21 protein-coding genes and 2 pseudogenes are annotated in these 21036 nt (G+C 36.4%); 18 read left to right on the top strand and 5 right to left on the bottom strand.

Annotation, left to right across the window (positions count from 1 at the left end):
- Positions 1-40: 40 nt before the first annotated feature.
- From lpdA to E4O00_RS05840, 8 genes and pseudogenes are all read left to right on the top strand, one after another.
- Positions 41-1403, top strand: a pseudogene (lpdA, locus tag E4O00_RS14190) (dihydrolipoyl dehydrogenase).
- 181 nt (positions 1404-1584) lie between these two features.
- Entirely contained in the window at positions 1585-2658 is a 1074-nt protein-coding gene (gene gcvT, locus E4O00_RS05870) for a glycine cleavage system aminomethyltransferase GcvT (RefSeq protein ID WP_253679159.1), read from the top strand.
- A 60-nt stretch (positions 2659-2718) separates the two neighbouring features.
- A complete protein-coding gene (gene gcvH / locus E4O00_RS05865; protein WP_253679157.1) occupies positions 2719-3087 on the top strand; it encodes a glycine cleavage system protein GcvH in 369 nt (122 codons plus the stop codon).
- Between the two features lie 88 nt (positions 3088-3175).
- On the top strand, positions 3176-4480 hold the full coding sequence (gcvPA, locus tag E4O00_RS05860; RefSeq protein WP_253679155.1) for an aminomethyl-transferring glycine dehydrogenase subunit GcvPA: 1305 nt from the start codon (positions 3176-3178) through the stop codon (positions 4478-4480).
- Positions 4480-5932: pseudogene (gcvPB, locus tag E4O00_RS05855) on the top strand (aminomethyl-transferring glycine dehydrogenase subunit GcvPB). Before gcvPA ends, gcvPB begins: the two are co-directional and overlap by 1 nt.
- Positions 5933-6026: 94 nt before the next feature.
- Positions 6027-6992, top strand: a complete 966-nt coding sequence (locus tag E4O00_RS05850) for a COG2958 family protein (protein WP_253679153.1) — start codon at positions 6027-6029, stop codon at positions 6990-6992.
- Positions 6993-7424: 432 nt separating this feature from the next.
- Positions 7425-7694: a hypothetical protein gene (locus E4O00_RS05845; protein WP_253679151.1), complete on the top strand. Its 270-nt coding sequence runs from the start codon at positions 7425-7427 to the stop codon at positions 7692-7694.
- On the top strand, positions 7684-8178 hold the full coding sequence (locus E4O00_RS05840; RefSeq protein ID WP_253679149.1) for a PIN domain-containing protein: 495 nt from the start codon (positions 7684-7686) through the stop codon (positions 8176-8178). Before E4O00_RS05845 ends, E4O00_RS05840 begins: the two co-directional genes overlap by 11 nt.
- A 19-nt stretch (positions 8179-8197) precedes the next feature.
- Here E4O00_RS05840 and E4O00_RS05835 read toward each other — a convergent pair whose 3' ends face one another.
- Entirely contained in the window at positions 8198-9088 is an 891-nt protein-coding gene (locus tag E4O00_RS05835; RefSeq protein ID WP_253679147.1) for an Rpn family recombination-promoting nuclease/putative transposase, read from the bottom strand.
- 129 nt (positions 9089-9217) lie between these two features.
- Between E4O00_RS05835 and E4O00_RS05830 the strand changes: the two genes are divergently transcribed.
- The 3 genes from E4O00_RS05830 (at position 9218) to E4O00_RS05820 (ending at position 11605) form a co-directional block, all read left to right on the top strand.
- Complete coding sequence (locus E4O00_RS05830; protein ID WP_253679145.1) at positions 9218-10186, top strand: D-2-hydroxyacid dehydrogenase; 969 nt, start codon at positions 9218-9220, stop codon at positions 10184-10186.
- Positions 10187-10262: 76 nt separating this feature from the next.
- A complete protein-coding gene (locus E4O00_RS05825) occupies positions 10263-10616 on the top strand; it encodes a hypothetical protein (protein ID WP_253679143.1) in 354 nt (117 codons plus the stop codon).
- 14 nt (positions 10617-10630) lie between these two features.
- Positions 10631-11605: an SPOR domain-containing protein gene (locus E4O00_RS05820; protein WP_253679141.1), complete on the top strand. Its 975-nt coding sequence runs from the start codon at positions 10631-10633 to the stop codon at positions 11603-11605.
- On the opposite strand, the gene E4O00_RS05815 is transcribed toward E4O00_RS05820, so the two are convergent.
- On the bottom strand, positions 11578-12216 hold the full coding sequence (locus E4O00_RS05815) for a tetratricopeptide repeat protein (protein WP_253679139.1): 639 nt from the start codon (positions 12214-12216) through the stop codon (positions 11578-11580). The genes E4O00_RS05820 and E4O00_RS05815 overlap by 28 nt on opposite strands.
- Before the next feature lie 21 nt (positions 12217-12237).
- Positions 12238-13299: a uracil phosphoribosyltransferase gene (locus E4O00_RS05810; protein ID WP_253679137.1), complete on the bottom strand. Its 1062-nt coding sequence runs from the start codon at positions 13297-13299 to the stop codon at positions 12238-12240.
- Positions 13300-13465: 166 nt separating this feature from the next.
- Between E4O00_RS05810 and E4O00_RS05805 the strand changes: the two genes are divergently transcribed.
- From E4O00_RS05805 to E4O00_RS05785, 5 genes are all read left to right on the top strand, one after another.
- Positions 13466-14092, top strand: coding sequence for a TetR/AcrR family transcriptional regulator (locus E4O00_RS05805; RefSeq protein WP_371922724.1), 627 nt, complete (start codon positions 13466-13468; stop codon positions 14090-14092).
- An 82-nt stretch (positions 14093-14174) separates the two neighbouring features.
- Positions 14175-14708: an NUDIX domain-containing protein gene (locus tag E4O00_RS05800; RefSeq protein WP_253679133.1), complete on the top strand. Its 534-nt coding sequence runs from the start codon at positions 14175-14177 to the stop codon at positions 14706-14708.
- 117 nt (positions 14709-14825) lie between these two features.
- The gene (locus tag E4O00_RS05795) at positions 14826-15347 is read left to right on the top strand and encodes a nitroreductase family protein (protein WP_253679131.1); all 522 of its coding nucleotides are present in this window, start codon (positions 14826-14828) and stop codon (positions 15345-15347) included.
- Between the two features lie 9 nt (positions 15348-15356).
- Positions 15357-15902 carry a radical SAM protein gene (locus E4O00_RS05790; RefSeq protein ID WP_253679129.1) on the top strand — a complete coding sequence of 182 codons (546 nt, stop codon included), beginning with the start codon at positions 15357-15359 and terminating at the stop codon, positions 15900-15902.
- 64 nt (positions 15903-15966) lie between these two features.
- On the top strand, positions 15967-16488 hold the full coding sequence (locus E4O00_RS05785; RefSeq protein ID WP_253679127.1) for a coproporphyrinogen III oxidase: 522 nt from the start codon (positions 15967-15969) through the stop codon (positions 16486-16488).
- A 22-nt stretch (positions 16489-16510) separates the two neighbouring features.
- On the opposite strand, the gene E4O00_RS05780 is transcribed toward E4O00_RS05785, so the two are convergent.
- The gene (locus E4O00_RS05780; RefSeq protein WP_253679125.1) at positions 16511-16888 is read right to left on the bottom strand and encodes a type II toxin-antitoxin system VapC family toxin; all 378 of its coding nucleotides are present in this window, start codon (positions 16886-16888) and stop codon (positions 16511-16513) included.
- On the bottom strand, positions 16875-17084 hold the full coding sequence (locus tag E4O00_RS05775; protein ID WP_253679123.1) for a hypothetical protein: 210 nt from the start codon (positions 17082-17084) through the stop codon (positions 16875-16877). Before E4O00_RS05775 ends, E4O00_RS05780 begins: the two co-directional genes overlap by 14 nt.
- A 174-nt stretch (positions 17085-17258) precedes the next feature.
- On the opposite strand from E4O00_RS05775, the gene E4O00_RS05770 reads away from it, so the two are divergent.
- Both E4O00_RS05770 and E4O00_RS05765 read left to right on the top strand, forming a co-directional pair.
- Positions 17259-18590, top strand: a complete 1332-nt coding sequence (locus E4O00_RS05770) for an MATE family efflux transporter (protein ID WP_253679121.1) — start codon at positions 17259-17261, stop codon at positions 18588-18590.
- A gap of 131 nt (positions 18591-18721) precedes the next feature.
- Complete coding sequence (locus E4O00_RS05765) at positions 18722-20869, top strand: hypothetical protein (RefSeq protein WP_253679119.1); 2148 nt, start codon at positions 18722-18724, stop codon at positions 20867-20869.
- Positions 20870-21036: the final 167 nt, after the last annotated feature.

Genomic DNA, 21036 nt, shown 5'->3' with positions numbered 1-21036 from the left:
TAATGCTTAAAAATTTTTAAGCTGTTTTAGGGAGATTAGTATGTATGATTTAATTGTTTTGGGCGGAGGCCCGGGCGGTTATGTTGCTGCCATAAAAGCAGGAAGGGCAGGGTTAAAAACCGCTCTTATCGAAAAAAAAAGGCTCGGAGGAACCTGTCTAAATAAGGGCTGTATTCCTACAAAATACCTTCTTCATACAGCCGAAGTTTTTGGAAGCTTTGCCGAAAACGACCTGGGTCTTTCAGGTGAAAACTTAAAATACGACATAAACTCCATCTACGAGAAAAAAAATGCCGTTATCGATAAACTTGTAGGCGGAATTGAAAAAATAATTGAAAATGCAGGGGTTGATTTTTTTAATGCAGAAGGCAAAATCACTTCAAAATCTTCAGTAAATGTAGACGGAAAAGAACTTGAGTTTAAAAACCTTATAATCGCAACAGGATCTTCCGTATTTGCTCCTCCCATAGCCGGAATCGAAACTGCTATGACCTCTGACGATATTTTGGGAAAAGAGCCTGTCGATTTTAAGAGTGTCATCATAATCGGCGGCGGCGTTATCGGTATTGAGTTTGCTACAATGTACGCCAATTTAGGAAAAGAAGTTACCATAGTCGAACTTGAAAAAACAATCCTTCCTCCCTTTGACAGGGATATAGCCATGCAGCAAGCCCTTGTTCTAAAAAAAGAAGGGTGTAAAGATAATAAACGGTGCCATGGTAACCAAAATCGAGAAAACCGGCTGTACTTTCACGCTTAAAGAAAAAGAAGAACATATTACAGCTGATGCCGTAATCGTATGTATCGGCCGAATTGCCGAAATAAAAGACATCGGCCTTGAGGCTGCCGGAATTGAGCATGATAAGAGAGGTATAATCACAGATGCCTGCATGAAGACAAATGTTGACGGTATCTATGCTATTGGAGACGCTGTAAAAGGAAACGTAATGCTTGCCCACAATGCCGAAAATCAGGGCCATCTGGTTGTAGAAAATATTGTAAACAATACCAAACATGAAAAGCAAGATGTTATTCCTTCCTGTGTATACTCCACACCTGAGATTGCAGGTGTAGGTCTTTCGGAAAAAGAGGCGGAAGCCAAAGGTATAACTGTAAAAATCGGTAAGGTTCCCATGGGTTCAAACGGAAAATCGGTGCTTTCCGGCTTGGATGTGGGCTTTATTAAGGTTCTCTTTGATCAAGAAGACAGGCTTGTAGGCTGTCAGATGATGTGCGATTCGGCTACAGATATGATAGGAGCTATCGGAACTCTTGTAACAAACAAGGCGAAGAGGGAAAATATCTTAAAATCCATGTATCCTCATCCGACGGTAGTCGAAGCATTCTATGAGGCCGTAGAAGATGTCGAAAAGTCGGCTACACACATGATTTATAAAAAATAATCATAATAGATTTTTAGAAATAACCTAACGGCAAGGCTTATTTTAGCTTTGCCGTTTTTAATCAAAACAATATTTTTTTATATATTTTCCTATTGCTTTTATTGAATATCTGGTATACAATATAATCGGTAATTGATAATGGTTAATTATCAATTATAAATTAATAAAATTGGAGGATGAGATGAAAAGAACACCTTATTATGAAACTTTGCTCGCCAAAGGCGGCAAGTTTGTTGAGTTCGGCGGATATGAAATGCCTATTCAATTCGCCGGTATCTTAAAGGAGCATCTTGCAGTTCGCAATAATGTAGGACTTTTCGATGTTTCGCACATGGGCGAGTTTTATATTGAAGGCGACAATGCCGAAGCTGCCGTAAATGCTCTTATTACGAACGACATTAGGGGAATGGCTGACGGAGATGTCCGCTATACTCTTATGTGCAACGAAAAGGGCGGAATTGTCGATGACTTCCTTGTTTACCGCTATAATCAAAAGAAATTCCTCTTGGTTGTAAATGCAGGAAACCACGACAAGGACTATGACTGGGTAAAAAAATATTTGGATAAGAGCGTTACCTTTACAGACCGCTCGCCTGAAATTGCCCAGCTTGCAATTCAGGGCCCCAATGCTCCTGCCTTGGTAAAAAAGTTTATTGATGCTTCAGCAATGCCCTCCGCTTATTACACATTTAAAACCTTCCAATGCCCCAAGGGAGAAGTAATCGTTTCTCAGACAGGCTATACCGGCGAAGAAGGCTACGAGATCTACTGCCCCAAAGAATGGGCTTTAGAGCTTTTTGATCAGGTTATGAAGGCCGGAGAAGAATTCGGAATTGAGCTTTGCGGTTTAGGCTGCCGGGACACATTACGCCTTGAAGCCGGAATGCCCTTGTACGGACATGAAATGACTGAAGAAACCTTGGCTACCGAAGTAACCTTAAAACCCTTTATCAAACTTGAAAAAGAAGATTTTATCGGTAAAAAAGCTCTCGAAGCCAACGAAGCTAAAAAAATCAGAAAAGGCTTTAAGATGATTGACCGCGGTATTGCACGAGATCACGACAAGGTTTTCTTAGGAGATAAGGAAATCGGTTATGTTACCACAGGAACTTCTTCGCCCTCATTAAAAGTCGGTATCGGACACATGAGAATTGACCGAGGAATTAAGGATGAAGAAGTATTTATTGAAGTACGCGGTAAAAAGCTCAAGGCTAAAATAGTACCTACAAGTTTCTTAAAAGAAATTAAGGGCTAATTAAAAAGGTTTTATAAGTTTTTATTAAAAACTTAAAATATACAAAAATAGGAGTTATATATGGAAATTAAAGAAGATGTAAAGTATTTGGAATCACATGAATGGTTCAAGAAAGAAGGAAACATCGGTCTTATCGGTATCAGTGATTATGCTCAAAGCGAAATGGGCGATGTCGTCTTCATCGAACTTCCGGAAGTAGGAGATGAGGTAACAGCCGACAAGGCCTGTGCTACAGTAGAATCTGTAAAGGCTGTTTTTGAAATTATCAGTCCCATGACAGGAAAGGTTGTCGAAATAAACGAAGAACTTTTAGATGCTCCCGAAAAAATCAATGAAGATGCCTTCGGTTCTTGGTTCTTTAAGGTAGAGCTTTCCGGAGAATCTTCAAAGTTGATGGATGCAGGTGCATACAAAGGTCTTTGCAAGTAATTAAAAATAGGCTTTATAAACAGTTGGGCAGAAATTCTGCCTTTCTGTTTATTTTGAGTGTTGACTTAAATTTTAATTAGGAGGGTTTATGTCAAATTATATTCCTCACTCAGCTGAGGAAACAAAAGAGATGCTTGATCTCATCGGTGTCAAATCTATTGATGACTTATACGGTTTTGAATGTAAGGACTGTAAAACGGTTGATGTAGGCGAGGGCAGAACTCAAGCAGAAGTTGAAAAGTTTTTTCAAAATTTAAGCAGTGAGAACACTGTTTTTAAATCGATATTAAGAGGAGCCGGTGCTTATAACCACTATGCTCCCGCAGCCGTAAGACACTTGGCTTCAAGGGAAGAGTTCTTAACGGCATACACACCTTATCAGCCTGAAATGAATCAGGGCGAGCTTCAAGCAGGTTTTGAATATCAGTCAATGATCTGCGAGCTTACCGGAATGGATGTTTCCAATGCCAGCGTTTATGACGGAGGCACGGCAGTCGCAGATGCTATAGTTATGTCCTTAGGACGAAAACAAAACAAGGTTTTAATTTCCGAATGTGTTGAACCCAGCTCAATCGAAATTGCTAAGACCTATTTAAAACACAGCGGTGTCGAATTTGTAATGATTCCGAAAGACGGTTATAAAACCGATGTTTCAAAGATTAAGGATCTTTTGGATGAAACAGTCGGAGCCGTTATTATGCAGCAGCCCAACCGCTTCGGTACAATCGAAGACTGTGAAGCTGTAGGAAAAATGGTAGAAGGCACCAAAACCCAGTTTGTAATGAGCTGTAACCCCGTTTCTTTGGCAATCTTAAAAACACCGAAAGAATGCGGTGCTTCAATTGCTTTGGGTGAAGGACAGGCCTTAGGTCTTCCTCTTGGAGCAGGCGGCCCCTATCTAGGCTTCCTTTCTACAATCGAAGCCAATATGCGAAAAATCCCCGGAAGAATCATCGGACAGTCAACCGACCATGACGGAAGAAGAGCCTTTGTTTTAACTCTTCAAGCCCGCGAACAGCATATCAGACGCGAAAAAGCAAGCTCAAGTATCTGTTCTAACCAAGCTCTTTGTGCTTTGAGGGCTTCTATGTTTATGACAGCCTACGGAAAAGAAGGATTAAAAACCGTTGCAAATGTTTCTTTAAGCAATGCACACTATTTTGCAGATGAGCTTAAAAAAATCGGCTTAACCGTAAAAAATAACGGCGAGTTCTTCCATGAGTTCGTAACGGACGGAAAGGGAAAGGCTGATGCAATTCTTTCAAATCTTGAAAAAAACGGTGTTTTAGGCGGTTTAAAGATTTGCGATGATGCCATTCTTTGGTGCACAACCGATGTTCTTTCAAAATGCGAACTTGACAAGGCCGTAAAAATCATTAAGGAGGTATTGTAATGAGCGAATTGATTTTTGAAAAAATCCGTAAAGGGTCATAAATTTGCCGAAGCAAAATTAACCGTACCCGAATACAAACTTGATTCAAAATATTTAAGAGCAAGCGATGCAAAACTTCCTGAAGTTTCGGAACTTGAATTTGTTCGCCACTATATGGAATTAAGCAAGAGAACTCACGGCGTAGATAACGGCTTTTATCCCTTAGGTTCTTGTACAATGAAGTATAATCCTAAGCTCAATGAAGAAGTTGCCGCTCTTCCGAACTTTACCAATATTCACCCCTTGCAGCCTGAACACACAATGAAGGGCTGTGTTGAAGTTATGGGCGATTTAGGTAAAAAGCTCGGTGAAATTACCGGTATGGATGCCTTCTCCCTCCAGCCCTCAGCAGGTGCTCACGGAGAATTCACAGCCCTTTTGGTAATCCGAGCTTATCACGAAAAACGCGGCGATCATGCCCGAAACAAGATTTTGGTTCCCGATTCTGCACACGGTACAAACCCTGCCAGTGCTGCAATGGTCGGATGCGAAATCGTAAACATTCCTTCAGATAAAGACGGAAACGTCGATATCGAAGAATTAAAAAAGACTGTAGGAAACGATACGGCAGCCCTCATGCTTACAAACCCGAACACCCTCGGTCTCTTTGAAACCCATATCAAAGAAATTGCCGAAATCGTTCACAAGGCAGGCGGCTTATTGTACTATGACGGTGCTAACCTTAACGCCATCATGGGAAGAGTAAGACCCGGAGACATGGGTTACGACATAGTTCACTTGAACTTGCATAAAACATTCTCAACTCCCCACGGAGGCGGCGGTCCGGGAAGCGGCCCTATAGGTTGTAAAAAGTTCCTTGAAGAATTCTTACCCGTTCCTGTAGTTACAGGTTCAGACGGAAGCTACAAGTTAGACTATAACCGCCCGTATTCAATCGGAAGGGTTAGAAACTTCTATGGAAACTTCCTCGTATTCTTGCGTGCCTATGCCTATATCTTAACTCTCGGAAGCGAGGGCATAAGGGAAAGTTCAGGCTATGCAGTCTTAAATGCAAACTATCTAAAGAAAAAGCTTGAAAAAGAATATGAAGTTGCCTTTGACAGAACCTGTATGCACGAGTTCGTTCTCACCCTTGACAAGATCAAGGAAGAGACAGGTGTAAGTGCCCTTGACATAGCTAAGGGCTTAATCGACGACGGTATCCATCCGCCGACGATGTACTTCCCGCTCATCGTACACGAAGCCTTGATGTTTGAGCCTACGGAAACGGAAAGCAAGTCCACATTGGACTTCACCGCTGACGTTATGATCAAACTCAAAAAAGAAGCTTATTCAAATCCCGAAAAGCTTCACGGCTATCCCTACACACGCCCCATCGGCCGCGTAGACGAAACAAAGGCAGCCCGAGAACCTGTTTTAAGGTACAAGGCTTGCTGCTGTGACTGTAAATAAACAGTATTGAAGCTTTATCCCCCTCTAAAACTGATGTTTTTAGAGGGGGATTTTGTATGCTATTAGATTTATTTGATTATGGAAAAGGAATAAGATGGAGAAACAATATACTTTTTTTGATTTGATTATAGAAGTTTTTGAAAAAGTAAAAAAACCAATGACGCCGGAAGAAGTTTGGGAAAAGGCAGTTGAGTTTTCTTTCGATAAAAAATTAAAAAGCTCCGGTAAAACTCCGGCTGCTACATTAGGCGCAAGATTATATGTAGATGCCAAAGAAAAGGGCGAAAAAAGTACTTTTGTTCAAGTTTCAAAGCGTCCTTCAAGATTTATTTTAAGAAGTTTAAATATAAGCGGAACCGAAATAAAAAAAGAAATCGAGAAAAAAGAAAATTTAGAATTAAAACAAAATAATGAAAGTAGTTTTAATGAGAGAGATTTACATCCTCTTTTAGTTAAATATGTTTATTCAAATCCGCATTTTAATTGTTATACAAAAACTATTTATCAGGAAAATTCGGTAAAAAGAGTAAAAGGAGCTAATGAATGGCTTCATCCTGATTTAGTAGGTGTTTATTTTCCGTTTAAAGATTACTCAAAAGAAACAATGAAACTTCAAACATCATTGAATGTAAATTCTATAAAATTATTTTCTTTTGAAATGAAAAAGCATGTAGATTATTCTAACTTAAGACAGTATTTTTTTCAGGCTGTTTCAAATTCAAGTTGGGCTAATGAAGGGTATTTAGTTTGTTTGAAAATAGATGAAGATCCCAATTTTAAAAATGAACTTCAAAGATTATCTAATGCTTTTGGAATTGGAGTGATAAAGCTTAATACAGAAAGCATAAGTGAATCCGAAATAATTTGTAATGCTAGATATAATGAAAATATAGATTGGGATACTTTGGAAAGGCTTTCAGAAGATAATCCTGATTTTAATAAATTTATATCTGATTTAACTGAAGATATTGCTTTAGGAAAAGTAAAAAGTTCCTATGATAAAGTAATACCTGATGACAAATTGGAAAACTATTTGAAAGAAAAAAATATTATTTACTAAATTACCAAAATCGGTAAAGAACTGTCATAATTTTTTATGAATAAATGATTAAGAAACTTTTGTAGACAAACTCTACCGCAAAACCGCCTTTTCCTACGATGCCGCCCGCACCGCTTTCCTGTTTGAATTATACTTACAGAAAACCGAAGGACTGCTTGCAGGGAAGAAGCGGGGACGGGGGTAGAGGAATAAAAATCGTTTTTAATAAAAAGCTATCCTAATGCTCTGTATGAGATCAAGGTTATCGTTATGTACAATTTACGTCCGTGCTAGGGCATCTATTACGGCTACAATAGGACACCTATTACGGCCGTAATAGATGACCTGTTTCAGCACTACACTAGACGGTCTCGTGAAAATACACTTTCTCCAACACATAGACTTATCTACTTTTTTATGATATAATATTCGGTGTAATCAGGAGGATGTTTTATGAAAATAAAAGACATCTTACCCATAGTTGAACAAGAATTACGCGATGAATATGGTTTTAAAATCTATGACTTTCGTCTGGAAGAACTATATCCTCTTGAAAGCTCTTATATTCAGCCTATGACGGTTTCATTCTTAATACCTGAAAAAAAACCTAAAAATTTATTTACTGCAACGGCTTTAAATTTACCATATACCCGTATTTATAAAAAAATTGATTTTAACATAGATGCAGGAAAAATAGCTCAAATGAGAATGTTTGCCGAATAGAGTTATGCATGTTCCTAAAAAAATTATTTTAGATACAAATGTCTTTCTCTTATATTTAATAGGTATGATAGCTCCGAATAAGATAAAAACTCATAAGCGTACTTCCATTTATTCTGTTGAAGATTATAACTTTTTAATAAGTACTATGAATAACATTGGCTCTGATTTAGAGCTTATAATCTGTCCCAACATAACAACAGAAGTTGATAATCTTTTAAATAATACATTTCAAGGTTATTATAAAGAGAAATATGTTAATGTATCAAAAGAAATATATAAGAAAAGTGTAGAGGTTTATATAAAAACTATAGAATCTATTGAGCAGTATACTTATTATGACTTAGGTATTACCGATTCTGTAATTTTACTGATGGCAAAAAACTGTGATGTGCTTATATCAGGCGATAGCCGCTTGTGTGATTATGCTCGTTCTATGGATATTCCTCTGTTGGATTTTAAAGGTATTATAAATCAGTGCTGTTGATTTTGCTATGAAATCGATTTTATAATGCTTCTATTTCTTTTAAGCTTAATCCTGTTCCTTCGGCTATTTTAGCAATATCAAAACCAAGCCGTTTAAATGCTGCCGCTGTTTCAAGAGCTTTTTGGTATGAGCCTTGTTCAATACCTTGCTCAATGCCTTGTTCAATTCCCTCAGCAAAGGCGATTTCTCGTTCTTCGGCACGCTGTACGGCTATATCGGTTTCATAATCATATTCGACTAGTAACATATTTAATACCTCCTTAGTTTTGCGTTTTAAATAATCACGCAAGATATTGTTTGCTATACATTCTTCAATGGCTTTTTGAAAGCCGTTTTGAGGATCAGTTTTTTTCCATTTCCGTACCGTTTCTACAAATATGGTGTATTCATACATTGTTTTGCAGTTTTTTAATACAGGATGGCATTTTTGATGATTTATGTTTATTACCTTAACTATCAATTCAAGATTAGGTTCTTCTGTTTTTTCAATAAAAGCATCCGATAATTTTAATGTCTTATCACAAGGAAAAGTTTCTTCTCCATTGTAAAATACATAGAATTCCGGAATTGGAATATACAGCAATTTACGGCTATATTTTTCTTTTGACTCAAAGAGTGTTTCATATAATCGAGTAACATATTCAAGGCAGCGTAAAGGCATATTGGGATTGATAGTGGACTGATGTTCCGCCAGAACTATGATTTTATTGTCTACGAGATAAGAAACATCATTATAAAATGTCATATACAAGATTTGGTCAAGCCTTATACTTTTCAGTTGCTCTTTATCGCTAAGAGCAGTATTATGCAACGCATTATATAGCGACAAAAAATTCTCTTTTGCTTTTTCATCTTCACTAAAAAGGTCAACAAAAACCGAGTCTTTGTATTTTCTGTTTGAAGTGCTCATAATTATCCGCCTCTCCTAACTGTTTGTATTATAGCATATATTATAATTTTTTGTAAGCTGTGTTATGCCAAAACTAGCTCTTGACGAATTCGGAAAAATATGGAATTATAAATATACTGAGGTGCTTTTATGAGTGAAAAATTAAATTTGGTTATTCTTGACGGGTTTACTTCCAATCCCGGAGACCTTTCTTGGGAAGAGTTAAAAGCTGTTTCAAATCTTACAATATACGATAAAACAAGTGCAGATGAGCTTATTGAAAGGTGTAAGGAGGCAGATGCCGTTCTTACAAATAAGGTTGCTTTTTCTAAAGAAATAATGGACGCCTTGCCTCGTCTTAAATATATAGGAGTTTTGGCTACAGGATACAATATTGTCGATGTCGAAGCTGCGAGGGCTAAAAATATCTGTGTAACGAATATTCCGTCGTACAGCACGGACAGTGTGGCCCAACTCGTTTTTGCCCTTATTTTTCATTTTTATTGGCATGTAAAAGAGCACAGTGATGAGGTTATGGCCGGAAAATGGACTTCTTCTCCTCATTTTTGCTATCACAGTTTCGATATAAGGGAGCTTTCAAATAAAACCCTTGGGATTGTAGGCTTCGGCAACATAGGTCAGGCTGTTGCAAAAATTGCCATTGCCATGAACATGAAGGTAATCTACTTTAACCGTTCGGCAAAAACCGTCAAGGGCTTTGAAGGAGCAAAACAGGTTTCACTCGATGAGCTTTTTTCTTCTTCCGATATCATAAGCTTAAACTGCCCTTTGACTGAAGAAACAAGGGAAATCATAAATGCAGATTCTTTAAAAAAAATAAAAAAAACTTGTATTATAATCAATACGGGAAGAGGACCTCTTATAAACGAAAAAGATGCAGCTGAGGCTTTAAAAGAAAAGAGGCTTGCAGGACTTGCCTGCGATGTTTTGAGCTCAGAACCTCCGGCTAAGGATAATCCCTTGTTTAGAGCTCCTAATTGCATTATAACGCCACACATGGCCTGGCAGACCTTTGAGGCAAGGGAAAGATTGATAAAAATAGCTGCCGATAACGTAAAAGCCTTTATTTCCGGTAAAGAGATAAACAGAGTAAATTAGATTTTATTCCCCTGTTGTCTTTATTGAAAATTTATGTTACTGTTCTTTTGAGCGAAGCTCTTATAAGGATTTTTATATGAACTGGAAACTTATTTATTTTTTATTGATAGTATTGTTTTTAGGCTTGTTTGCAGGCTTTAATATGAAGAATTCTTGCGATGTTTCTTTGATTTTTTATACATTTGAAAACATACCTGTTTATGTAAGCAATATTTTTTCGTTTTTAATCGGGCTTATATTAACCATTCCTTTTTTCTTCGGAAGCAAAAAGAAAAAAAATAAGCAGCCTAAAGATGTAAAGGAAACCCTTACAGCAAGTGACGGAACCGGAATAAATACCGTAGATTTAAAAAAGCCTAAAAAATCATGGTTTAAGCGCAAAAAAGAATCTAAACCTTCAATGAGCGATACTAATTCTGAAATTAAATGAGGTAAAAAGGGCTTATGAAATTTAATGTAAAAAAAATATTGTTCTTTTTATGCTCTCTCTTTTTTTTACATAGCCTTATAGGTCAAGACTCCTTACCTCAGAACATTCAAAAGATTATCAAAAACGGTTTTACAAAAAAAAATCCTATTGAAGTTTCTTCATTTATTGAAGCCGAAATAAAAAAGATTCCTTCAAAAGATGAAAAAATTATAGCTCTATCTGTTTTGGCCGATTATGAAGAAAGATTCGACTTATTTTCACGAGCCGGCAAACACTATCTTGAAGCTGCAGAGCTTTCCCCTGCTATCGGGGAAAAAACTATTTTAACAAAGGCTCTAGGAGCCTTTCTTTTAGCAGATAACATAACCGAGGCTTCCGAACTTTGCAATAGCCGCTTATTACCGGCGGTTAAAGAACCTTTTTCAAAAGAAGATATAAAAATCCTCACTTTTTTTGAATGGTTAAAACTAAAATCTGATGAAGAAGCCTCTCTTACAAACATCAGAAAATATGTTATCGACTCCAGATTTAAAGAATTTCATCCGGCTCTTCTTTTAAGCCTTTGGTGGATAGAAGGAGATAAAAAGGCTGAAAATACCCTCATAAAAAAGTTTCCTAACAGTATTGAAGCCGGTGTTGTAAGAGGCGATACGATCTTAAGTCCTAAAACTTTTTGGTATTTAATGCCGAAAAATATTTCGTTTAAGGAACCTGATGCTGAACATGAAGAGATCTCCTTAGGCCAAGTTCATTCACAAAGTACAGAAAAATTTTCCGCAAGATTTTATCAAACCGGTTTTTTTAAAACCGAAAACTTTGCAAAAGGCCTTTCTGATGAGCTTAAAAAGAAAGGCTTTACCGTAACAATAAAAAAAGAAGAGCGCGGGGATGAAACCTTTTTTTCGGTTTTAGTTAAAGAGGACGGCAAGGGAGATATGGTTATACGCTTAAAAAGCGAAGGTTATGAGGCTGTTCCTGTTTTTGATTGATCTGCTTTATCTTTTTCGGTATTTGATTTATTTTCATCTTTTTTTAGTTCAGGCGGATTTAAAAGTTTTTCAATTTCCTGCTCAAGTGAATTGATAGTTTTTTTATCATCTTCTTGTGTAAACTTTTCTTTTGATTCGGCGAGAAGTTCTTTTGCTTTTTCATATTTTTTTATGATAATTAAAAGCCTTACATAGTTAAAAAAATATTCGGGAGTTTCCTTGTTCTCAAAATAAATTTTTTCATAAACCGATAAAGCCTTTTCTTCTTTTCCCGCTGAGGCAAGAGCATAGGCGTAGGCTGTAGATAGCTTTATGTTTTCCGGTGATTCTTTGTAAAGAGGTTCAATATATTTTAGACAAGAATTCCAATCTTTTTGAAGGGCATAAACTTGAGCCAAATTATATTGGACCGCATTTTTATATTCTTCAGATTTTTCGGCTTTAAGGTAAAAATCTACAGCCTTAGAATAGTTTTTCAGCTCTGCATAGCTTTGGGCTATCGAAAAATACTCTCCTGCGAGGTCTTCTTCTACAGCCCCTTTTGCAAAAGCTTTTGTAAAAGAGGCAAAAATTAAGATACTAAAAAAAACGATATAAATATTTTTTTTCATTTTTTACCCCTATGAGAATTTTCAGTTTCCTAAAACGGTTTTTTCTATCTGTCTTAACTGAGACCTGTAAAGCCCTGCAATATTTGAGCCGTAATCTGCAAGAAGCTGGATAATATTTCGAGGAGTTTCATCATTATCGCTTCCGTTGATTCTGTCTCCTGCGTCTCCAAGACCGGGCATTATGTAAGCAGAAGCATTTAAGGCTGGATCCATCCAAAGAGTATAAAGGGTACAGTTATCCAAGGCCCGTACAATTCTCAAAGCACCCTTTAATGCCGAAATTACATGGAAGCAGCTTATGGATTTCGGTTTGATACCCAATTTTTTTAGGTGCTTTACAACAGTTACAAGGCTTCCTCCGGTTGCATTCATAGGATCTGCAAAAATAAGGTCCTTGCCGTCCAAGTCTTTTAAGTTAAAATAGGACTTATCCAAATCAAGGATGTACTGCATATCGTCTTCTTTGCGGGAATCATCCCTTTTTATCTTAAAGAGGGCAAAGGGGGTTACATAACCGTGAGAAGAATATTCTTCGATTTCTTTTGAAAGAATCATTGAAGGGAGGAGTGCCCCTCTTAGCATGACGCACATAACGGTATTTTCTATTTTGTGGTCAATGTCGGTTATCTTGTGAACGGCATAGTTTTGCACCGGATCGGTAACAGGGGTTTTTACTACAAGATAATTTTTCTTATCTTTTTGATGCCCCTTATAAGCCAATTTAAAAAGCATTTCAAAGGAACGCTGGGTATAGTATAAGAATTCGCTGTGGTCTGTTTTTATAGAGCGGAGCTTTGCAATAACTCTTGAAGCCTCTGCATGACTTTCGTGTTCCGTATCAAAGGAAAAGATTTTAAGCTGGGGTATTTCCTTGCAGATATTCTGCATAAGATGCCCCATCTCGGTATAGAGCCTTATAACCTCCTCCTTTGCCTTTTTCTTATTTTCGCCGCCTTCCTTTTCCAAAATCGTAAAATTGTCAATAGCTTCCTGATAAAGAGCATTCATCTCATTAAGATGCCTTATATCGTCCTCAGTTAAATATCCGTCAAGAGCTTCTGCTCCCATAATTACCTTACCCATATCGGCTCCTCATTTAAAAATCAAAGAAGTATAAAAGAAAGAAGATAAAAATTCAAGGGGCTAAGTCGAAGTGACACGGCAAATGTCGAAGTACAAAGTACTTTTATATTGACAATTTTTTTTCTTTTAAATATACTGATAACATAGTTACCAAAGAGGCAAAAAAATTAGTACGGGAACTTACGCACAAACACACGAAACGATTCTCAACAGGGGAAAAGAACTTTTTTTAAAAGAAGGCTTTGAGCGTGCCAACTTGCGTGAAATATGCAGGCTTTCAGGCGTTACTACAGGCGGATTTTACCGGCACTTTAAGGATAAGGCCGACCTTTTTTCCGCATTGGTGGAACCTGCAATTCAAGGATTACAAGCACAGTATTCCGCCTCTGAAAAACTGTGCTTCAGCGTGCTTGAAGAAGGCGGCATAGATGAAATATGGAAAGTATCGGTCGAAGCTCTTGAACATTTTGTCTCTTATATTTTTGATAATCTTGAATCCTTTAAGCTGATTCTCTGTTGTGCCTCAGGTACAAAATATGCCGATTTTACCGATTGGATGGTAAAGCGGGAAATGAAGGATATGTATAAAACCTACGAACTGCTTGAAAAAAAAGGCATTGCCGTCCGCCGGCTTCCCGAAAAAGAATTGCACATGCTTACCCATGCGTATTTTTCCTGTATATTTGAAACCGTGCTGCACAACTTTTCAAAAGAAGATGCTTTGCAGTCGATGAAAACCCTCGCCGAATTTTTCTCCGCCGGCTGGAGAAAAGTTTTCGGGGTGGGGGATTAAAAGGACGGAATACCGATTAACAAATTGTTTCCTAAAAACAGAAACATAGAAGGAAAGAGATAGTACTTTGAGACAAAACTTTATGAATAATGAATTTGAAATTGAACTGCAAGATACTGAATGGCAGTTTTCTTATATCGATCATGATAGAGAAATTGTAAGAGCTATTGTAATTGATAATAATGAAAATTATTATTTTGTAAGAGTGCAAAGAGACGATGATTTTGGTAAAGTAACACTGATTGAAACTGCAGGCGGCGGTGTTGAACCTAATGAAAATTTAGAAGATGCAATTAGAAGAGAACTTAAAGAAGAATTGGGTGCGGAAGTTGATATTCTTTCTAAAATAGGAGTTGTCAGTGATTACTATAATTTAATTCACAGGCATAATCTGAACAATTATTATCTTTGCAGAGTAAAATCTTTCGGTGATAAGAATATGACGCAAACAGAAATTGATGACTTTCATTTATCTACCTTAAAGTTACGTTATGAAGAAGCTGTAGATGAATATAAGAAATACTCAAACAGCAGGTTAGGAAAACTCATTGCAAATAGAGAGATTCCGATTCTTATGAGAGCAAAAAAGATGATTGTTGAAAATCCCATATTTTGATAAACAGGATATTTTTATTACAAAACATTTTCCCATCCTCTTGACTTTTTTCTTATCTTAGATAACATTGTTAGCATATAATGCTATCATAAATGCTTTTATATAAGGAGGTGTTGTATGAACACATTTTTGGAACTCGCCAAAAGCAGGCATTCGGTGAGGAGTTATGAAAGGAGAGCTGTTGAGGCGGAAAAGCTTAACAGTATTTTGGAAGCAGGGCGTATTGCTCCTACGGCGGCAAATATGCAGCCCTGCCGTTTTCTTGTTTTAAATGACGAGGCGGCAATGAGTAAGCTGCAAAAAGCATGTACTCCGCACGGGGCACCGCTTGCTATCGTGGTATGTGCCGACACAAAAGCGGCGTGGGTTCGCCCCTTTGACAAGGCAAGCATGACGGATATTGATACGAGTATCGCTGCCGACCACATGATGATGTGCGCTCAGGACATGGGGCTTTCAAGCTGTTGGATTACTTATTTTAAGCCCGATGTAGTGCGTGCCGAATTCAATATCCCCGATGATTTGATTCCGATAAACATTTTGGTTATCGGTTACGGAAAAGAAGCGGCAAAATCGCCTGACCGCTATGACGATGAGCGGAATCCGATGGACATGATAGTTCAATACTCATCATTTTAGAAAAACAAGATGATAGATGTTGAACTCGGTCCTATAAGACCGCCGTCGGAACATCAAAGCCTCTTGTTGCGTTTGACAAGAGGCTGTTCTTGGAACAGATGTTTTTTTTGCGGATTGTATAAGAGGATGCGCTTTTCGGTGCGTTCTACCGAAGAGGTTATAGGCGATATAAAAAAATATGCCGCTTATTACGGGGAGCGCGCAAGTTTTTTTAAATCCTGCTTTTTGCAGGACGGAGATGCCTTTAATATTCCGGCAAAGGATTTGCTTTCGATATTGCATACACTTAAAAAGTATTTTCCGGCACTGCAAGCGGTTACTACCTATGCCCGTTGCGACAGCATCTTGAAAAAGACCGAAACCGAATTACAAGCTCTTTGTGAGGCGGGCTTAAATCACTTGTACCGAGGAATTGAAACAGGCTCGGACACGATATTGCAAAAAATCAACAAGGGAATCAACAACTCCGACGCTCGCATCGGAGTTGTTGTTCTCATAAGGTGGTTGCAGTCGGCTTTAATACCCCTGTTACGACACAGAACGTCTGGGTATTAAAGCCTCCGCACGAATAACCGCAGAGCAAATTGTAAAATCGGGCTTGGCAGCTAAGAAAGCCGGCATGACATTATCGGAATTTACCTTGCTCGGAATCGGAGGTAAATCTCTTTCCGAAGAAAATGCAGTGGAAACGGCTAAGGTAATCAATGCCGTTAATCCCGAATTTATCCGCGTACATCACACGGCATTTAAACCGGATACAAAATTGGGGCGGGATGTCGAAAAAGGATTGTTCGATTTGCAATCGGAAGAGGAAATGGTTTGTGAGCAAAAATTTTTTATCGAGCAGCTTACCGATATTACAAGTTATTATGTGAATGAGCATATTGTAAACTTACTATTGGAAGTGCGGGGAAAACTGCCTGAAGATAAAAATACAATGCTTGCAATTATCGACTCGTACCTTTCGATGAGTGCGGAAGATAAACTTAATTTTGCCGTCGGAAGAAGATTGGGATATTACTATTACCTCAAAGATATGCAAAACGAAGCCGAAAACACCGCCGTTACAAAGTACATAAAAGAAAACCCTAATACCGACTTTGCCTTATTTTGTAATGAGTGCAGAGCCAAGATGATATAGAAAAAGGGAATTGGAAAAATATTTAAATGATGACAGGTTTTATTAAAACTAAATTTAATTCTTTAATTTGTTCAAAAGCTTTATCTGCTGTAATCAACGGAATTTGATTTACTATTGCCGTTGCTGCAATAATTGCATCCGGTAATTTTGTTTTATAGTGTTTACGGATTTCAATAGTTTTTTCTTTGACTTCTTTTGTTAATTGCAGCTCTGAACATTCAGATAAAAAAGCTTTTATATTATTTTGTTCTTGATGACTTATTCCTGAAAACGACAAAAGTTCCATTTCCGAAATTATTGAAAATCCGATTTTTTTGGAAATATAAGGTTTCATACAGGGATTACCGGCAAGCAGATAAATTAAAGCATTTGTATCAGCTAAAAAATCAGTTCCACTCATTCCGCATTTCCTTCTGTATTTTCAATGCATCTTGATGAAATTTTAGTGAACCGAAATATTTTGATAAATCCGTATGTTTTTCTTTTTCGGCTGATTGATTATATCTATAAAGAATATATTGGACATAATTCTGTATATCGGCAAGGCATTCTTGCGGAACCGTTTTTATTTGTTCAACTAATGTTTCATAAACCATATATTTCTCCCTAATTAAGTATATCAAAGGAAGTTTCTTCAAACTACATTATTATATCATTTATTGCCGAATATTTCTACTACTACAAAGTCCCTCCATCCTCTTGACTTTTTTCCTGTTTTAGATAACAATGCCAGCATACAATGTTATCTAAAAATCATGAGGGGGAATAAAATGAACCAAGATATGAAAACACAATTATTGACAAAAAGCCCGATGGAACTTCTTTTTAAGCTTGCGTTTCCCGGAATAGCCGGTATGGTTGTTATCGGGCTGTATCCGTTTATGGACGGGGTATTTGCCGGAAGGATTATCGGAGACTATGCGATGTCCGCAATCAGCATTTCTATGTCGTTGACGCTGATAAACGGAGCGGTGTCTGCACTGCTCGGGGTCGGAAGTGCGTCCATTTTGTCGCGGGCAATCGGCAAGGGAGATGCGGAAACGGTAGATAAAATTTTCGGCAATGTTTGTTATTGGGTGCTGCTTTTCTCGGCAGTGATTACGGCGGCGGGTGTGCTTGCTGCTCCGTATTTTTTGGAAATGGTGGGAGCAAAAGGAGCGATTAAAGATTTCGGCGTACGGTATTTGCGGATTGTGTTTTTAGGTTCGGTATTCGTAAACTTTGCACAAGCCGGAAATATGACCATGAGAGGCGAGGGTGCTCTAAAACAATCCATGTTCATTATGGGAGCGGGGGCATTGCTCAATATTGTGCTGGATCCGATTTTTATGCTTCTTATGGGAGACTATGCTATTGAGGGAGCTGCGGTTGCTACGGTGCTGTCGCAAATTGTGCAGGCGGTTTTGACCCTGCGGTATTTTGCTAAAAAAAGCCCCTTTGTCAAAATACACAAAATTAAAAAGTATAAAGAAATTTACCGTGAAATGTTCGGCATCGGAAGCTCGGCAATGCTTATGCAGCTTTTGTTTGCGGTGCAGCAAACGGTTTTGTTCAAGCAGGCGTTTACCTTCGGCGGCGATAACTGGGGGATTTTGATGTCCGCCACAATGCGCCTTTATATGTTTTCGTTTATCCCGCTTTGGGGCATGAGTCAGGGCTTGCAGCCGGTTATCGGGGCGAACTACGGAGCCAAGCAGTACGGCAGGGTGCGCGAAACGATGAAACTTTTTATGTACGGCGCAACGCTTCTTGCCGCTCTCTCGTGGGTGCCTGCAATGCTTTTTTCAGAAAGCCTCTTATCAATCTTCAATGTGCGCCCCGAAATCATTGCAGCAGGCCGTATCAACTTCAAACTGTTTTATTCCACCTTCATTTTATACGGAATTATGATTATGACGCTTACCTTTTTTCAATCCATCGGCGATGCCAAAAAAGCCGGAGCGATTGTCCTCTTACGCCAGCTCATTCTCTTTGTGCCTGCAATGCTGATTTTTCCTCACATCTTCGGAATCCTTGCCGTCTGGTGGGCTGAACCTGCCGTTGATTTTACAATGATACTTATCGGTCTTATCATGCAGCAGAGAGTGTTGAGGAGGTTGTGATATAGTGTCATTTATTGAGTATTTCATAATAAGAAGGTACCTAGTTGGAAAATGTGAACACTTGTGGTATAATACATATTATTAAGTATAATTTAAATGAAATTGCAGTATCTGACAAAAAGGAGAATAGAATGACTATTTCAAAATTAAAACGAGAAAATATTTTTTGCAATGATTTCAAAGATTTAAAAGTAAATAACGAAATTCAATTTAGTAAAAATGGTGTTGCAGTAATTTATGGACCAAACGGAACAGGAAAGACTAGTCTTGCAATGGTTTTGGCTCAAGAAAAAAATACTGAATATACAGTTCAATTTAACGGTAAAATGTATACGGAACAAGATAATTCATTTGTTCATATAATCCATGATCAAAATGGAAGAAACATAATCGAAGGATCAACCGAAGATTTTATTCTTGGAGATAATATAAAAAGAGAGTATGAGTTAAAAAAAGATCTAGATAGCGGTTTTGACTCATTGTATTCTAATTTAATTAATATTCTCAAAGAAAGATATGGAATTTCAATAAAATCATCAATTTTTTTAAATTTTATATCTGATAATTTATTAAAAAATTATATATCCGACTTAGCAAATAGCAAACAAAAAGGAAAAAATATTTCAAGAGATGAATTTTTAAATCATTTTTCAAGTAAAAACTTAAAAGAAATTAATAAATCTTTTGATGAAGAAAAATTTTCTTTTTTTGTTGAAGATCTAAGAAGTAAGAATTCTTGTTTAAAAGCACTTGAAAAAGTAGTAATCGATTCTTTCTGCAAAGAGGATGAATATGAAAAAATTGAACAAACCGATGATGCTGTAAGAATTCTTGAAAAATATAAAGAAATTCATAATTGTATTGTTTGTGATACACAGATTGACTATAATATCTTATTAACCAGAAAAAAAGAACAAAATAAGCATATCCTTGCATCTTTATCCCAAAATTCACGCAATATAATTGAAAATATTATTAATATAATTCCTATAACAGATAAATTTAATATCAAACAAATCCTTGTAGATGTTTTCAAAACCGGCAATCTTGATGAATTACATGCACTAATTTCAGAGATAAATTTATATAAAAACTATTATAACACTCTCCTTGAAAATACTTTTATTGAAAATATAAAAAATTCAAAATTGTTAGACATTCATACGGAATACTCTCAAATAATTTCGGAAAAACTTGAATTTGAGGATGAAGATGTTCTTTTTATTGAAAAATTCCTCAATAGTTGCCTTGAAAGAAAAATATCTTTATCACGTGATGAAAATAAAAATATTCGTTTATTGCTTGGCAACGAAGAATTTCTAAACCAATCACGTACTGATTTAATGTTAAGTAATGGGGAACAAAATTTTTTATCACTTTCATTTGAACTTCTGAAAGCAAAAAAAACAGATAAAGAATTAATAATTTTAGATGACCCTATTTCAAGTTTTGATTCCATTTATAAAAATAAAATTGCTTATGCAATACTTAAATTTCTCAATAATAAGAAATCACTGATATTAACTCATAATACTGATTTAATAAAATTATTGGAACACCAAGCAAAAGCCTGTTTTACTTTATATTATATGAACAATACGGTAGGAGAAAATAATGGCTTTTTACACATAAATGAAAATGAAATAAAAATATTATTATATATTCCTAATTTAATAAATGTTTTCAGGACAGAGATTAAACAAGAAATTATAGATGAAAAAGCGTTTCTCATATCTATTATTCCTTTTATGAGGGGGTATTGTTTGTTAATAAATGACAATGAAAACAAAGACAAGCTTACAAAATTAATGCATGGGTACGAAACTGAATGTGAAGAATTATCAAAAATATATAATACCGTATTTTCAACCGAAATAATTGAAAATAAATACACAATATCAGCTTGTGATATTCTTAATTATGATGTTAACAATTTACAAATAATAAAAAATGATAATTACCCACTTCTTTCTAAAACATTAATTCATTCCTTTACATATCTGTATTTACGAATGGTTGTAGAAAAAAAACTTGTTGATAAATTTTCTATAAATGTAAAAAAATATGATATGCTTAGCAGCATAATTAATTATTCTTTTTCTGAAAATACAAAGGTTAATATTGAAAATAGAGTTTTCTTTTTATCAAAAAAAACACTATTAAATGAATTTAACCATTTTGAAATGGATATGAATATTTTTCAACCTGCTATAGATATTACAAATTTTGCATTAAAAAAAGAAAAAGAAGATATTATTACAAAACTTGCATCGTTATAAGCAAAGATAGTTTAATTTTCTTTGAGATTTGATTATAAAAACTGATAGAGCTGACTATTGTAAATAACTACTTTTTGATGTAAGTTTTGTGATTATTTTTAAGTAAATGTTAATAGATATAAATGCAGTTTAAAATTCTGCGTGGTATAGTATTAAATAATGATATA

This window comes from Treponema sp. OMZ 788 (assembly GCF_024181245.1).
Taxonomy (GTDB): Bacteria; Spirochaetota; Spirochaetia; order Treponematales; family Treponemataceae; genus Treponema_B.
The sequence above is the reverse complement of the archived record's forward strand: the minus strand, read 5'-3'. Positions and strand labels throughout refer to the sequence as shown.

What these genes read in the sequence shown, in the direction of transcription:
- gcvT (WP_253679159.1), top strand. Translation starts at nt 1,585, where the DNA reads ATGAAAAGAACACCTTATTATGAAACTTTGCTCGCCAAAGGCGGCAAG.
- gcvH (WP_253679157.1), top strand. Translation starts at nt 2,719, where the DNA reads ATGGAAATTAAAGAAGATGTAAAGTATTTGGAATCACATGAATGGTTC.
- gcvPA (WP_253679155.1), top strand. Translation starts at nt 3,176, where the DNA reads ATGTCAAATTATATTCCTCACTCAGCTGAGGAAACAAAAGAGATGCTT.
- E4O00_RS05850 (WP_253679153.1), top strand. Translation starts at nt 6,027, where the DNA reads ATGGAGAAACAATATACTTTTTTTGATTTGATTATAGAAGTTTTTGAA.
- E4O00_RS05845 (WP_253679151.1), top strand. Translation starts at nt 7,425, where the DNA reads ATGAAAATAAAAGACATCTTACCCATAGTTGAACAAGAATTACGCGAT.
- E4O00_RS05835 (WP_253679147.1), bottom strand. Translation starts at nt 9,088, where the DNA reads ATGAGCACTTCAAACAGAAAATACAAAGACTCGGTTTTTGTTGACCTT.
- E4O00_RS05830 (WP_253679145.1), top strand. Translation starts at nt 9,218, where the DNA reads ATGAGTGAAAAATTAAATTTGGTTATTCTTGACGGGTTTACTTCCAAT.
- E4O00_RS05825 (WP_253679143.1), top strand. Translation starts at nt 10,263, where the DNA reads ATGAACTGGAAACTTATTTATTTTTTATTGATAGTATTGTTTTTAGGC.
- E4O00_RS05820 (WP_253679141.1), top strand. Translation starts at nt 10,631, where the DNA reads ATGAAATTTAATGTAAAAAAAATATTGTTCTTTTTATGCTCTCTCTTT.
- E4O00_RS05815 (WP_253679139.1), bottom strand. Translation starts at nt 12,216, where the DNA reads ATGAAAAAAAATATTTATATCGTTTTTTTTAGTATCTTAATTTTTGCC.
- E4O00_RS05810 (WP_253679137.1), bottom strand. Translation starts at nt 13,299, where the DNA reads ATGGGTAAGGTAATTATGGGAGCAGAAGCTCTTGACGGATATTTAACT.
- E4O00_RS05800 (WP_253679133.1), top strand. Translation starts at nt 14,175, where the DNA reads ATGAATAATGAATTTGAAATTGAACTGCAAGATACTGAATGGCAGTTT.
- E4O00_RS05795 (WP_253679131.1), top strand. Translation starts at nt 14,826, where the DNA reads ATGAACACATTTTTGGAACTCGCCAAAAGCAGGCATTCGGTGAGGAGT.
- E4O00_RS05790 (WP_253679129.1), top strand. Translation starts at nt 15,357, where the DNA reads ATGATAGATGTTGAACTCGGTCCTATAAGACCGCCGTCGGAACATCAA.
- E4O00_RS05785 (WP_253679127.1), top strand. Translation starts at nt 15,967, where the DNA reads ATGACATTATCGGAATTTACCTTGCTCGGAATCGGAGGTAAATCTCTT.
- E4O00_RS05780 (WP_253679125.1), bottom strand. Translation starts at nt 16,888, where the DNA reads ATGAGTGGAACTGATTTTTTAGCTGATACAAATGCTTTAATTTATCTG.
- E4O00_RS05775 (WP_253679123.1), bottom strand. Translation starts at nt 17,084, where the DNA reads ATGGTTTATGAAACATTAGTTGAACAAATAAAAACGGTTCCGCAAGAA.
- E4O00_RS05770 (WP_253679121.1), top strand. Translation starts at nt 17,259, where the DNA reads ATGAACCAAGATATGAAAACACAATTATTGACAAAAAGCCCGATGGAA.
- E4O00_RS05765 (WP_253679119.1), top strand. Translation starts at nt 18,722, where the DNA reads ATGACTATTTCAAAATTAAAACGAGAAAATATTTTTTGCAATGATTTC.